This is a genomic window from Falsihalocynthiibacter sp. CO-5D18, from assembly GCF_041205445.1.
GTDB lineage: Bacteria > Pseudomonadota > Alphaproteobacteria > Rhodobacterales > Rhodobacteraceae > Falsihalocynthiibacter > Falsihalocynthiibacter arcticus.
In genome coordinates this window covers 106658-119347 of record NZ_JBGFCF010000016.1, presented here as the reverse complement: position 1 = coordinate 119347, position 12690 = coordinate 106658, and the positions used below count along the sequence as shown (strand labels likewise).

The 12690-nt window shown below is 52.1% G+C and carries 14 protein-coding genes and 1 tRNA gene; 9 read left to right on the top strand and 6 right to left on the bottom strand.

Features of this window, described 5'->3' with window-relative positions; all coding sequences use genetic code 11:
- Positions 1 to 204: 204 nt before the first annotated feature.
- Positions 205 to 450 carry a hypothetical protein gene (locus AB9F27_RS18490; RefSeq protein ID WP_335584137.1) on the top strand — a complete coding sequence of 82 codons (246 nt, stop codon included), beginning with the start codon at positions 205 to 207 and terminating at the stop codon, positions 448 to 450.
- A gap of 126 nt (positions 451 to 576) precedes the next feature.
- Here AB9F27_RS18490 and AB9F27_RS18485 read toward each other — a convergent pair whose 3' ends face one another.
- The 3 genes from AB9F27_RS18485 to AB9F27_RS18475 form a co-directional block, all read right to left on the bottom strand.
- Positions 577 to 972, bottom strand: coding sequence for a DUF6538 domain-containing protein (locus tag AB9F27_RS18485; protein WP_335584136.1), 396 nt, complete (start codon positions 970 to 972; stop codon positions 577 to 579).
- An 82-nt stretch (positions 973 to 1054) separates the two neighbouring features.
- Positions 1055 to 1130: transfer RNA gene (locus AB9F27_RS18480), tRNA-Ala, on the bottom strand.
- Positions 1131 to 1210: 80 nt separating this feature from the next.
- Positions 1211 to 1543 carry a TIGR02300 family protein gene (locus AB9F27_RS18475; protein ID WP_335584135.1) on the bottom strand — a complete coding sequence of 111 codons (333 nt, stop codon included), beginning with the start codon at positions 1541 to 1543 and terminating at the stop codon, positions 1211 to 1213.
- Positions 1544 to 1699: 156 nt separating this feature from the next.
- On the opposite strand from AB9F27_RS18475, the gene AB9F27_RS18470 reads away from it, so the two are divergent.
- The 8 genes from AB9F27_RS18470 (at position 1700) to AB9F27_RS18435 (ending at position 8690) form a co-directional block, all read left to right on the top strand.
- Positions 1700 to 2392, top strand: a complete 693-nt coding sequence (locus tag AB9F27_RS18470) for a SprT family zinc-dependent metalloprotease (protein WP_335584134.1) — start codon at positions 1700 to 1702, stop codon at positions 2390 to 2392.
- A gap of 31 nt (positions 2393 to 2423) precedes the next feature.
- Positions 2424 to 3065 carry a GntR family transcriptional regulator gene (locus tag AB9F27_RS18465; protein ID WP_039001435.1) on the top strand — a complete coding sequence of 214 codons (642 nt, stop codon included), beginning with the start codon at positions 2424 to 2426 and terminating at the stop codon, positions 3063 to 3065.
- Between the two features lie 435 nt (positions 3066 to 3500).
- Entirely contained in the window at positions 3501 to 4550 is a 1050-nt protein-coding gene (locus AB9F27_RS18460; protein ID WP_335584133.1) for an ATP-binding cassette domain-containing protein, read from the top strand.
- A complete protein-coding gene (locus AB9F27_RS18455) occupies positions 4544 to 4786 on the top strand; it encodes a hypothetical protein (protein WP_335584132.1) in 243 nt (80 codons plus the stop codon). Before AB9F27_RS18460 ends, AB9F27_RS18455 begins: the two co-directional genes overlap by 7 nt.
- A 22-nt stretch (positions 4787 to 4808) precedes the next feature.
- On the top strand, positions 4809 to 5294 hold the full coding sequence (locus tag AB9F27_RS18450; protein WP_335584131.1) for an ABC transporter permease subunit: 486 nt from the start codon (positions 4809 to 4811) through the stop codon (positions 5292 to 5294).
- Positions 5295 to 5317: 23 nt separating this feature from the next.
- Positions 5318 to 7573, top strand: coding sequence for a hypothetical protein (locus tag AB9F27_RS18445; protein ID WP_335584130.1), 2256 nt, complete (start codon positions 5318 to 5320; stop codon positions 7571 to 7573).
- 38 nt (positions 7574 to 7611) lie between these two features.
- Positions 7612 to 8358, top strand: coding sequence for a glucose 1-dehydrogenase (locus AB9F27_RS18440; RefSeq protein ID WP_335584129.1), 747 nt, complete (start codon positions 7612 to 7614; stop codon positions 8356 to 8358).
- A 128-nt stretch (positions 8359 to 8486) separates the two neighbouring features.
- A complete protein-coding gene (locus tag AB9F27_RS18435; RefSeq protein ID WP_335584128.1) occupies positions 8487 to 8690 on the top strand; it encodes a hypothetical protein in 204 nt (67 codons plus the stop codon).
- Between the two features lie 555 nt (positions 8691 to 9245).
- Here AB9F27_RS18435 and lpdA read toward each other — a convergent pair.
- The 3 genes from lpdA to odhB form a co-directional block, all read right to left on the bottom strand.
- Positions 9246 to 10634, bottom strand: coding sequence for a dihydrolipoyl dehydrogenase (gene lpdA / locus AB9F27_RS18430; protein WP_335584127.1), 1389 nt, complete (start codon positions 10632 to 10634; stop codon positions 9246 to 9248).
- A gap of 84 nt (positions 10635 to 10718) precedes the next feature.
- Positions 10719 to 11111, bottom strand: coding sequence for an MAPEG family protein (locus AB9F27_RS18425; protein ID WP_335584126.1), 393 nt, complete (start codon positions 11109 to 11111; stop codon positions 10719 to 10721).
- Between the two features lie 62 nt (positions 11112 to 11173).
- Entirely contained in the window at positions 11174 to 12685 is a 1512-nt protein-coding gene (gene odhB / locus AB9F27_RS18420) for a 2-oxoglutarate dehydrogenase complex dihydrolipoyllysine-residue succinyltransferase (protein WP_335584125.1), read from the bottom strand.
- Between the last annotated feature and the right edge of the window lie 5 nt (positions 12686 to 12690).

Genomic DNA, 12690 nt, shown 5'->3' with positions numbered 1-12690 from the left:
TCTCGCCCCCCGACGAGGCCTATGCCAACAAAACAGAACCAATGAGAGTAGCAGCCTGACATGAAACCCTGATCCACCTTAACTAGGCTGCAAACTGGTCGAAAACTTAGGACCACCTCTGATGTTTCCCGATTGATCTCACAAACTTGTCCCAAAACGATCTGCGGACACGCCATAAAACATTGAAATAAGTAAGGAAACGATATGATTAAACATAAAGAAACTGCTCTGGCAGAACAAAGAGCCGTGGCTTATGCGGACGGAGCAGTACTTTCAGGAACCACTGCTGCAGGTTGGGGGTGCCATGTTGTGCTCCATACAAGTGCGGGTAAAATAATTGAGGTGAACCGCGGAAGCTCCGCAAGTGCGACACTGCCTAGAGCAAATATTGTGGCGATGCTTGGCGCACTCAAAACGGCTCCAGTTGATTTGCCGCTATCAGCCTCCTGAATGGCGCGAATAAGGAGAGGCCAAGACGTGGACTCTGCTGTTAACTTGATCGCAACTCCGTCCCATTAAAGCACGTCTTCAGCCTCGCTGCGAAAGAACGTAGCCTGATCACCTCGTGCATAGTGTTTACGTTTCGGTATCGTCATATTCTTCAAAGGAGTTGCGGGTGTCTGTCAGCGCTTGTGAGACCTTCTCGTTACACTCTTCATGTGCGGTTTCAAAATGAAAGCGCTCATTACGGTCTACTTCACCTTTGAACCCTGTGATGCGAGACTCGTCGTCCTCTTCTAGACGATAGTGGAAGTAGGTGCCCTTGATGGCCTGTATCTGATCGGGGGACAGCGAAGATACGATGGGGCCAATTCGAACGGCCTCTCGGTGATCTGTTGCGCCGAGCGAGAAGGTTTCTTCTGCTTTGGGGTAGGTGTTGGCAATGTCTTTTGGAATAGCTGCTCGGTGATAATAGGTGGCGTTGCGGCGATATAATCTTGGGTGTCCGGCCATGTTTTTTAAAACTGCCACTGTAACACTCTTCTGTAGCAGGCTGGATAGATATCGCTTTAAAAGCAGCAACTTGCAGTAATATAGGGCGATTCTGATTGGATGGTGGAGCCTAGCGGAATCGAACCGCTGACCTCTTGCATGCCATGCAAGCGCTCTACCAACTGAGCTAAGGCCCCATCCTGCAACTAGGTGTTGCGAAGTGCTGTTTAGGCAAGCGCGGGGAGGAGATCAAGGGAAAAAATCCCCGCGCAAAAGATTAATTGTCGTCGTCAGGCGCCGCGACATCTGCGATCTCGTCGAGAGGCACAGTGTCGTCATCGTCGTCGTCCTCAATGAAGTCATCTTCGAGATCAACTTCCTCAACTTCATCATCATCATCCTCTAGAACGACAACTTCTTCTTTTTCGGCATCTTTGGACGCGGTTTCAGCATCGGCCTTATCCGCCATCATGGTGCGTGCTTTCGACGAGGTGTCGATAACAACTTCTTCACCCGTGTAAGGGCTAATGATTGGTTTATTGTTTAGGTCGTAAAACCGCTTGCCGGTCGTTGGGCAAACACGTTTAATACCCCATTCTTCTTTGGGCATGGTTGTCCCCTTCAAGCTATCTAGAATTTCAGAGTTGAAGCCAACTGCCACAACATGGATAGGGTGTCAAAGGCTTTTAAAGATTGTAGGGGTAAGAAGCGGTTTTTCTCGTACACTTTTACGAAGTGTGAAACGATTTGTTAACTTGGAGGGGCGATGGACCGCCTATTATTACCTGGCGAGCCTCAGCTTGAAGTAACTCTGCGTCGCTCAGCGCAGGCCAAGAGGCTCAGTCTGCGTGTTTCGCGCCTTGACGGGCGGGTGACGTTGACGATGCCCAAGCGGGCAAAAGAGCGGGAAGCCATTGCTTTTGCATATGAAAAAGCGGACTGGATTCGCGGCCATCTTGTGGCGCGTCCTGAAAATTTGGTGCCCGAAATTGGCGGCTGGGTGTGGTTCCGTGGGGCCAAGATTCCCATCGTTGAGGGCAGGGGGCGGGCTGCAAAATTCGTCGATGGGGCCATATATGTGCCGATGGAGTCGCAAAAGGTGCCTATTCGGGTCGCGAGCTTCCTAAAACTTGCTGCGCGCGTTGATTTGACCGAGGCCAGCGAAGGATTCGCCCACGACTTGGGGGTGAGCTTAGGGCGAATTTCCTTGCGCGACACACGGTCTCGGTGGGGATCTTGCGCACACGATGGAAAATTGATGTACAGCTGGCGCCTCGTTATGGCCCCACCCTACGTATTGCGCTATGTCGCGGCGCATGAGGTGGCCCACCGCTTAGAGATGAACCATTCCGCTGATTTTTGGGCCGTTGTCGAGCGAATTTTTCCCGACCATAAAGACGCCCGCAATTGGCTGCGTGTTCACGGCGAAGAATTGCATCAGTTTCGTTTCACGGATTGACGTAGATCTGTTTTGTGATCACATTGGTTTTATGCAGACAAACAGCCGCCAAAATGACGCCCTCCACGAGCAAATCTATCGCCACCTACGGGCGAAGATTATGCATGGCGAACTTGCGCCCGGTCAGTCGCTAACCTTGCGGGGTTTGGGGGCGGAATATGGCGTGTCGATGACCCCTGTTCGGGAGGCCGCGCGGCGTTTGGTGGCAGAGGGCGCGTTGACGCTGTCCTCCTCTGGGCGGATTTCAACGCCTGAGTTGTCAAACGAACGAATCGAAGAATTGGCAGCATTGCGGGCGCTGTTGGAGCCTGAATTATCAAGTCGCGCCCTTCCACGCGCGCATATGGCCTTGATAGAACGGTTGCAGACCATCAATGTTTCGATCGCCGAACATATCGCAAAACAGGATGCTGTTGGCTATATTCGCACCAACTTGGAATTCCATCGAACGCTTTATTTGCGTGCTCAGGCGCCTGCTATCTTGGCGATGACGGAAACTGTTTGGCTTCAACTTGGACCAACGATGCGCGCCCTCTACGGGAAATTACGCCGTACCGAGACGCCAAGAAATCACCGTCTTATTGTTGCGGCTCTGCGTGCGGGAGATGAGCCAGGCTTGCGTCTGGCCATTCGCACCGATGTGACCCAAGGGTTGCGCCTATTGGCGAGTTAGCGGCCTTCCCCTCGATTCATATATTTGTAAGAATTTGGGAATGTTCGAATCAGCTTTGGGCTATTTCTTCGAACGCCGGATAGGAGGCATCCATGAGATGCTATACGGTTGTTTATTTGTAAAATTACAGCCGCATATTTATAAATTCATTTAATAAGGAGCGTAGTTGTAGCAATATTTGGTTGGTGGTGTTCGGGTTGAGATTTTCATCACGTTGTTTTTGTTCGTTAAAATATTGAGAATTGAGTTTTCCTCACTCCTTTCGGAATATTTGTAAATATTTGTATTGAAGGTTGTAAGGCTGGGCGCTATGTTTTTTCAAACGCCGAACCCTGAAATGCGTCCAGAAGCGTAGCAACGCTAGGATGATCCAGACGGGTGAAAATTACCGCGCAGGTTGGCGATAGAAATCGACGAGTTGTTTGGGAGGCAGATTTGTTAGGTGTTCAACTAAACAAAATCGTCGAGAAATTTGGCGCCATACAAGCAGTTCACGGGACTGATTTGAAGGTCAAATCCAAGGATCGCGCTGCGGCGATGGTTATCCAAAACTCTGCGCTCTACCCCAACCCAATTGTGGCTGAAAATATCGCGTTTGGCCTCGAAATTTATAAAATTCCAAAGGGCGAAAGTAAGGAACCCGTCGTTGCTGTTGGCGAGACACTTGGGTTGACCGAGGACCTTGAGAGGCGGCCTGCGGACCTCTCTGGGGGGCAAAGACACCCCTTTGCGATGGGGCGTGCAATCGTTCACCGCCCAGAAGTTTCTCTGTTTGATGAAACTCGGTCAAATCTGGACGCCAAGCTGCGGACACAAATGCGCGCCGAGCTTAAACAGCTTCACAAACGTCTTGACGCGACCTCCATATACGTGACGCACGATCAGGCCGAAGCCATAACTTCGGCGGATCGTATCGTCGTTATGTGCAATGGGCGCATTGGGCAAAACAGTGGTGGTGTAGCCATGCCAATTGCGTTGGATTCGGTAGAAACCTTGGGCTCTGAAGCGCTTTTGCATTCGCAAGTTGACGATGTTTCCTTCGTGCCCAAAGTTCAAACGCATGGGGAAACTCCCCATCTCAAAGCACTCTATGTCGATACGTCTCGGATCAAAGTTTTTGGTATAAAAACGGGCCGTGCCATCGGCCTCCCTAAAAACACACAGAGGGGGCGGCCTATGCGACGACTCTCTGAAAATGCGATGTGGGTTTGTCTTCACATGCGGCGGAAATGGCAAATATATCTGCTGCTTGCGCCCACGGTCATCTGGTTTCTGATTTTCTTGTGCAAACCTATGTACGGCCTCCAGATTGCCTTCCCGATACCGATCATCTTAGCCCTGGCTTTCAATGAGTTCGTAATCCCTGGCCTGAAGAAAACCGCGCAAACCATTGTGTATTTGCCGCATTTTATCTCAACCGTCGTTCTGGTATTTAGCAAGAGGCTGGCTTTAGTTCGATTTTGCCAACAGTCCTCGTCATGTTGATTATTCGGATCGGCAATATTCTTGAGATCTGGTTCGAGTTCATCTTCCTGCTGTATAAACCCACGGCTTATGAAATCTCCGATGTGATTTCGAGCTTCATTTATCCTCAGGGTCTTGCCGGGGCGCAATATGATGCGGCTCCCGCCGCGGGCCTGTTCAACGCTGTCGTCGCATTTGTCCTTGTTGCGACTGCCGCCACAATCAGCAAACCCGTTTCGCGCGCTTCATTGTGGTGAGGATAAATACTTGCAGAAAAACATGAACCTTTACTCTCGCGGCGACAAAGCATTTGCCTATTTGAACATGGCGCTGGTGAACGCTTTCAACATTACCCTTTTGCGCAAATTTTTTGAGGCACTCCTTGCTCCCTCTGGGGAAGCGGCACGTTTGGATAGCACCAAGGAGTTCCAAGGGCTTTGGAAAGTGTTCATCCCGCTTTCAAAACCGGCAATCGCGACGATCAGTCTGTTCTGTATTGTGGCGCGGTGGAACGGGTTTTTCTGTGCGATGATCTTGGTGCGCGACGAAGATAAGTCGTCGTTTCAAGTCAATATGCGCAAAATTATTGTAGAGCTTCAGGCCGACAATGACTTCGGGGCTGTATTGCTTACATCCGCCTTTTCGTTCGAAGCCGTCAATGCCGCGGTCATGGTCTGCTCGATCCTTATGGTTTTGATTGTTTACCCGTTCATCCAGAAATCCTTCAACAAAGGTATTTTTAAAGGCGGCGTAAAAGAACAATGAAGTCAAAGCATTATGGAAATTATATGCGGAAAACTACTTTGGTTGGGGCCGCGTTGCTGTCAACGGCAATCGGACCAGCACGTCCTGTTTTAGCGGGGGGGGAGTACCTTGCGTCGGAAGAACCGATCACATTGGACATTTTTTCCCACAAAAAACTATTCGTCTATGATGACAATTGGCCGATTGAATTGGCCACCGCTGCCGCATCAAACGTGACCCTAGATGCGTTCAATATCATGCTCGCATCGGATGATACTCCTGACATTGTTGGTGGCCAAGCGCTCAAGGAAAGCTTCAACCAACTGGGCCTAGAAGCTCCTCGGAACGTCGATGAAATTTATGCGATTTTGACAGAGTTTCGCGCTCAAGTTCTCAATAGCAACGGCCTAAAGGATGAAATCCCCGTTTTTAACCGGGAGTGGGAGGAAATGCAGCGCCTTGTGACAATGTGGGACGGCCACACATCTGGGGCGGATTCCCACAACGATTTTTATCTCAATGATGATCAAATCTGTCATGACTACATGGAAAACAGCGTCAAAGAAGACATCAAGAACTTCTCTAAATGGAACGCCGAAGGTTTGATTGACCCCGAAACTTTTACCCAAGGAGGTGAACTCGCTGAAAATCAGCCCCGATTCAAATGGTTGCCGGTTGGCGAGGAAATCGCGCATAAGACACAGTTTTTCGAAAATCTTCCGTGGAAGTTTTTCACCCGCGGCACCGGATTGGAGACAGGATATTGTTTTTGGGGCTTCGATGTCTGGGATGAAGCCGCGGGTAAGACTGAGGCGAACTGGTCCAAAATCCGTGCGTTTACAGTGATTGATGCCCAAACCAATGTGCCGCCTTCTGACCGTACGGTGCGGTATGGATGGGTGGAAGCGAGCCACCCTCGGTTGTGGACAAATTCGCGAACTCTAGCGACCTTCAAGAAGGATGTTGCCAAGGACCTTAGCTATTGTTCATGGCATGTGTTCGTTAAAAAGTCCGCCAAGGGGGGGATGGACCACGACATCATGGCCGAGCCTTCACGCTATGAAAACGATCAACGCACGCCGCCTGCTTGGCGCCAACCCAATATTGATTACCAAGAATTGGTCTATGCCATTCGCCACTTGGCCATCGCGGGGAAGGTTCTTGAAAACCCCGCCTACTTGCGGCGGGTAAAAGAGTGGCAATTACCGGCCTGTCCGTGGGAAATTGATAGCACAACGTCGCGGCCTTATACCGATGAGTGGGCGTTTCGCGTTAGCGTTGCCTTGGTTCGGGGCTTTTACTGGCTGCATGATTTACCGCCGGAGGAGGAACGTGTCTTCGCCCGCCACCACCTTCTTGAGCGCACCCGTCAGACGGTGGACCACCTTATAAAACACGCCAATATTCAGCCTTTTCTCTGCAACAGTCATGCTGTGTGTGGGGTTTCCGCCGTACCTATTCCTGCCTGTATCACGATGAGGGGCGAGGGGGCGGAAGCAAAAGAATGGCTCGATCCTTCCATCAATTTCCTTTCGACCAGCTATACCCCTTGGGGCGATAACGCGGGGAGGGGGGCCGAAGGACCGCATTATTGGATGTCGAGCACGGCCCATTTGACAGAAGCGGCAAATCTCGTGAGACCCAATTTCGGGATCGACCTGTACCAGCGTCCGTTTATTCAACAAACGGGTGACTTCCCCGCCTATACCAACAGCCCGGATACGCGCCGCGCCGCCATTCAGCACCGTTTGGGCGACCCAAAGGAGCACATTCAATTTGTGTTTAAGTCCTCACCTTACGGCTCCGCTTCCCACAGTCACGGCGACCAAAATGCGTTCTGCCTAGCAGGTTTCGCCGAAGAGCGGGAAAACCACATTTATATCAAGGGGGACACGACCGAAGCCTATAAGCATTTCAACCTCTCCGAGACGAAGGTTCAACGCGAAGTCCATTTCGTGCGTGACAGCTATTATGTGTTCGTTGACATAAATTGGCTGTGCCAAGCAAATGGCGAATATGACCTCGGAAGGCCCAGCTTCCGCTGCAATGTTGAAAAAACGGGTTTTCCCGATGTTGGCCCAAGCGAGTATGACGGGCTTGCTGTTTCGACGGCCCTTCACGTTAAATTCCCCAAGGAAAAACGTCATCGCATAGCAATTTTGCTTGTTTCATATTCAATGGAGGCCCCAAAACGGGTTTTCCATTTCCTTGATGATCAAGGGTATGATCGCGATTTTTACTTCACCGACGCGGATGAAAACGCGTTTAAAATCACCATCCAAAAACTGGCGAAAGCCTAAGGAATCACCCGATGTTGGGTGAATAACAGGAGCTTACTATGAATCTCAAAGGAAAAACCGCGATTGTAACTGGCGGCGGACGCGATATTGGTCGTGCTTGCGTTATGCGTTTGGCTAAAGAAGGCGCAAACGTTGCGATCAACTATTTCCAATCTTCCGAAGGTGCAGATTCAGCCGTTGCTGAAATCAAAGCAGCGGGTGGCAATGCCTTCGCAATGCAAGGCGACATGACCAAACAAAACGAAGTAAAAGCGCTCGTTGCGGCGACCGTTGAAGCTTACGGAAGCGTTGATACACTTTTGCATGTGTCTGGCGGGATCGTTAAGCGTGTTTCTATCGCGGACATGACTTTGGAGCACTGGAACAAGGTTATGGAGTTGAACACAACGTCGTTCTTCCTCGCTGTAAATGCAGTCATTCCGTTCCTCAATGAAGGGTCTTCCATTGTGTCGATTGCGTCGCAAGCAGGCCGCGACGGTGGTGGACCGGGGGCTGCAGTTTATGCGGCGTCCAAAGGTGCGATGACAACCTTGACCCGTGGCTTGGCCAAAGAACTTGGGCCGAAAGTTCGCGTGAATGCATTGTGTCCGGGCATGATCGACACTGATTTTCACAACATCTTCTCCAAGCCAGAAGTGCGTACGCATGTCGCTGGCATCACCCCCTTGAAACGCGAAGGCACGCCAGACGAGGTTGCAAACTTGGCCGTATTCCTCGCGTCCGACGAAGCTTCCTTTATCACGGGTGCAAACGTCGACATAAATGGCGGCTTGCTCTTCTCTTAAGCAGCGCGGCCACAGCCTTTCTGGGCTGTGGCCAACCCATATTTCAAGCGGAGGTATATTGATGGCCACCCCCGCCTTACTAAGGCGTCATATACCGAGATGCCCTCAAAGATAAGATGGTCGGTGGCATGATGATTATGTTTGCCAGTCACCTTCTTGGGTATACGTCCGGACAAGCCTCCTTCCTCACCACTGTTGCGCCGCTTGTTCTCCTCGTGCGTTACCCGTTTCTGGAAGTTGTGAATCGCCTTCCTCGGTTTCGCGTCATGTTGGCTCCCCTGCGTGACACGCCTGAACGCAAGTATCCGTCGCGCAAAAATCGTGCTTTCTAAATTGTTCTAACAACGTAACCGCTCATGCGCCGCCCCCTCGCTATCTCGATGACCAAGAGCCTGTTTATCATTTTGAAAACAACCGGCGCAATTCTCTCGCGGAACATTTGGGACCGAAACGCTGACCTGAACGGTTTTTGGTGAGCCTTGCTCGCTCGGCCCCTTTCCGATCCTTATGATTGTACCCGAATTCGTTCAAGTCCCAAACGGCAGCCCTCTGTATTTGTTCGGAATATTTTCGTAAGTACGGATGCTTCTTTTATGGGGGTACTGTTTGCGGGGCAAAACTTGGCAAACACCCTTTATTTCACCGCGTATCTTCGGGAGGGGCAGGGGGTTTCTGTCCTAACCTTTTGACGGCGATGATCACGGTTTTCTTGTCTGGTCGACGGCTTCCGAATTCTGCCCATCTTCGGTCTGAGATGGCTGCGCGCCTAAGGGCTTGTCCTGTCCTTCAGCATTCCTCTTCATATCGTCAAGACGCACGTTTAGTCCCCTTTAGAACGCAAAAAGGCAGCCACTGGGCTGCCTTTTTGATTGACGGGGTACATCGGATTAGGCGTGGATAGGGCCATCACCACAGGCCAGTGCGGCTTCGCGCACAGCTTCGGAGTAGGTTGGGTGCGCATGGCACGTGAGCGCGATGTCTTGAGCACTGGCACCAAACTCCATAGCAATACAAATCTCGTGGATCATGTCGCCAGCGGCGGGGCCGATGATATGGGCGCCCAAAACGCGGTCGGTGTCTTTGTCGGCAAGGATTTTTACGAAACCTTCGCCTTGGAAAACGGCCTTGGCGCGGGCATTCCCCATGAACGAGAACTTCCCGACTTTGTAGTTTACGCCTTGTTCTTTCAGGACCTGTTCCGTCGCGCCAACGCTGGCCACTTCGGGGCTCGTGTAGATCACGCCGGGGATCACGTTGTAATTCACGTGGCCTGATTTTCCTGCGATTTGCTCAGCGACGGCCATACCTTCGTCTTCGGCTTTATGGGCCAGCATGGGTCCTTCGATGACATCGCCAATGGCATAAATACCATCAATATTTGTATCCCAATGGGTGCCTGTCGCGATTTGTCCGCGTTCCGTCATTTTGCCACCGAGGGCTTCAAAGCCAAGATTGTCGACATAAGGACGACGGCCCGTTGCAACCAAAACGACGTCTGCATCAAGGCTCACTTCACTGTCGTCTTTGCGCAGTTTGTAGGTGACTTTTGCCTTGGTTTTGGTCGCTTCAACGTTTTGAACTGCGGCGCCCATAATGAAGTTCAGCCCTTGTTTGCTGAGAATCCGTTTCAACGTTTTCTGTACGTCTTTATCCATGCCGGGTGTGATTTCGTCGAGGAACTCGATCACGGTCACTTCGGTGCCAAGGCGGGCGTAAACCGACCCCAACTCAAGCCCGATGACGCCAGCGCCAATCACAACCATGGAGCGCGGGATTTTGGCTAAATCGAGCGCGCCAGTTGATGTGACAATCCGTTTCTCGTCGACTTCAACGCCGCGTAGGCTGCTGGCTTCGGATCCCGTTGCGATGACGATAGATGTCGCTGTGTGAACCTCGTCGCCAACTTTGACTTGGCCTGCGGCGGGGATGCTGCCCCAACCTTTGATCCAGTCGATTTTGTTCTTCTTAAATAGAAACTCGATGCCTTTAGTGTTTTGGCTGACAACGTCTTCTTTATAGGCCTTCATTTTGGGCCAATCGACCGAAGGGGATTTTCCCATGAGGCCCATTTTTGTGAAGTTGTGTTCGGCTTCGTGCAGCATGTGGCTGGAATGCAATAGGGCCTTGGAGGGGATACAGCCCACATTGAGGCAGGTGCCTCCGAGTGTGTCGCGGCCCTCGACGCAAGCAGTTTTCAAGCCGAGTTGGGCAAGGCGGATAGCGCAGACATAGCCGCCGGGGCCGCTGCCGATAACGATCGCATCATAATGTGCCATGGGTCTCTCCTTGGGTAGGAATTTCAATAATCTAAAGTGTGTTTCTGGCCAAGCTTAAGCGGTTTAAGTTTGGAATGTAGGGGTTTAGGGAATGAGTGCTGCGATAATCATCATAATGGTCGCAACGAGGCCCGCGAACCAAACATAGCTTCGCCAAGGCGTCAGCCCGTAAACATAGCAAAACACATATAAGATGCGCGCGACGACGTAGATATACGCGCAAGTTGCCGTGAGAACGGAGGATTGATTGCCGAGCGTGACAACAACCACAGCGAGGGTGAACATAACCAGCCCCTCAAAATGGTTGTCCAGCGCGCGTTTGATACGGGCCGCATTTCCAGACAAGTCGGGCGCGTTATCGCGCGTCCCCATTGCGACGTTGCGACCAAGTTGGCGCTGCCCTGCGATCATATAGGAAAAGTATTGTGCGCTTTGCACGAGGCCAGCGAGGGCAAGAGCGGTAAGTTCTGGGGTCATCTTTGCGGCCTACTTTGTGGTTCGGACGCCCCCGCTCTTTGAGAAGCGGGGGCGGTCTGAATTTACAGATCCATCAACAAGCGACGGGGATCTTCGAGGGCTTCTTTAACACGCACAAGGAAAGTCACTGCGCCTTTTCCGTCCACAATGCGGTGGTCGTAAGACAGCGCGAGATACATCATCGGGCGAATGACAACTTGTCCGTTGATCGCCATGGGGCGGTCTTGGATTTTGTGCATGCCGAGGATGCCAGCTTGGGGCGGGTTGAGGATGGGCGAGGACATAAGCGAGCCATAGACGCCGCCGTTTGAGATCGTGAACGTGCCACCCTGCATTTCGGCCATGGAGAGTTTTCCATCCCGTGCGCGGGCGCCTTTTTCGGCGATGGCCTTTTCGATTTCAGCAAATGACATGGCATCTGCGTCACGGATTACTGGAACAACAAGACCTGTTGGGGTGCCCGCTGCAATACCCATGTGCACAAAGTTTTTGTAGACGACATCTGTGCCATCGATCTCTGCGTTGACCTCTGGGATTTCCTTCAGGGCGTGACAGCATGCCTTGGTGAAGAAGGACATGAAGCCCAGCTTGACGCCATGCTTTTTCAGGAACAGGTCTTTGTATTCGTTACGAAGCGCCATCACTTCGGTCATGTCCACTTCGTTATAAGTGGTCAGCATGGCCGCTGTGTTCTGGCTCTCTTTTAGGCGACGCGCGATTGTCTGGCGCAGGCGAGTCATTTTCACGCGCTCTTCGCGAGAGGCGTCGTCAGGGACACTTGGCGCGCGCGGTGCCGCTGCGGCAGCAGATGGAGCGGTAACGGCCGAATCTGATGCCAGTGCCTTTTGCACGTCATCTTTCATGACGCGGCCATCGCGGCCAGTGCCTTGCACGGAGCCTTCAGAAAGGTTGTTCTCGGCCATAAGTTTTTTTGCACTCGGGGCGTCCTCGATGCTTTTGCCGGCGGTTGCGGCCGGTGCAGTTGCCGCGGCGGCGGGAGCAGCAGAAGATGCGCCGTTTCCGCCGATAACGGCGAGCTTGGCCTTCGCGTCGACAGTGGTGCCTTCAGGTGCAAGGATTTCGCTCAAGACACCTGATGCAGGCGCAGAAACTTCGACGGAAACTTTGTCGGTTTCGAGTTCACAAAGCATTTCATCTTGAGCAACAGTGTCTCCGACCTTTTTGAACCATGTGGATACGGTTGCTTCGGTTACGGATTCGCCAAGGGTAGGGACCATGACATCAACGCTTGTTGTCGGTTCTGACGCGGGTTTTGACGCCGTTGGCGCGGCTTCGGGTGCTGCGGATTTTGCTGCGGGGGCACTTGCCGCGCCAGCTCCTGTATCGATTGTTGCGAGGAGTGCATCAACGCCAACGGTTTCCCCTTCGGCGGCAATGATGGATTCCATAGTACCGGCAGCGCTCGCGGCGACTTCGACGGTTACCTTGTCGGTTTCCAGTTCGCAGAGCATTTCATCGACGGCAACCGCGTCGCCTGGCTTTTTGAACCATGTGGCGACGGTGGCTTCGGTGACGCTTTCGCCCAGAGTGGGGACACGGACTTCTGTGGACATGATAG

What these genes read in the sequence shown, in the direction of transcription:
- AB9F27_RS18490 (WP_335584137.1), top strand. Translation starts at nt 205, where the DNA reads ATGATTAAACATAAAGAAACTGCTCTGGCAGAACAAAGAGCCGTGGCT.
- AB9F27_RS18475 (WP_335584135.1), bottom strand. Translation starts at nt 1,543, where the DNA reads ATGCCCAAAGAAGAATGGGGTATTAAACGTGTTTGCCCAACGACCGGC.
- AB9F27_RS18470 (WP_335584134.1), top strand. Translation starts at nt 1,700, where the DNA reads ATGGACCGCCTATTATTACCTGGCGAGCCTCAGCTTGAAGTAACTCTG.
- AB9F27_RS18465 (WP_039001435.1), top strand. Translation starts at nt 2,424, where the DNA reads ATGCAGACAAACAGCCGCCAAAATGACGCCCTCCACGAGCAAATCTAT.
- AB9F27_RS18455 (WP_335584132.1), top strand. Translation starts at nt 4,544, where the DNA reads ATGTTGATTATTCGGATCGGCAATATTCTTGAGATCTGGTTCGAGTTC.
- AB9F27_RS18450 (WP_335584131.1), top strand. Translation starts at nt 4,809, where the DNA reads ATGAACCTTTACTCTCGCGGCGACAAAGCATTTGCCTATTTGAACATG.
- AB9F27_RS18445 (WP_335584130.1), top strand. Translation starts at nt 5,318, where the DNA reads ATGCGGAAAACTACTTTGGTTGGGGCCGCGTTGCTGTCAACGGCAATC.
- AB9F27_RS18440 (WP_335584129.1), top strand. Translation starts at nt 7,612, where the DNA reads ATGAATCTCAAAGGAAAAACCGCGATTGTAACTGGCGGCGGACGCGAT.
- AB9F27_RS18435 (WP_335584128.1), top strand. Translation starts at nt 8,487, where the DNA reads ATGATGATTATGTTTGCCAGTCACCTTCTTGGGTATACGTCCGGACAA.
- lpdA (WP_335584127.1), bottom strand. Translation starts at nt 10,634, where the DNA reads ATGGCACATTATGATGCGATCGTTATCGGCAGCGGCCCCGGCGGCTAT.
- AB9F27_RS18425 (WP_335584126.1), bottom strand. Translation starts at nt 11,111, where the DNA reads ATGACCCCAGAACTTACCGCTCTTGCCCTCGCTGGCCTCGTGCAAAGC.
- odhB (WP_335584125.1), bottom strand. Translation starts at nt 12,685, where the DNA reads ATGTCCACAGAAGTCCGTGTCCCCACTCTGGGCGAAAGCGTCACCGAA.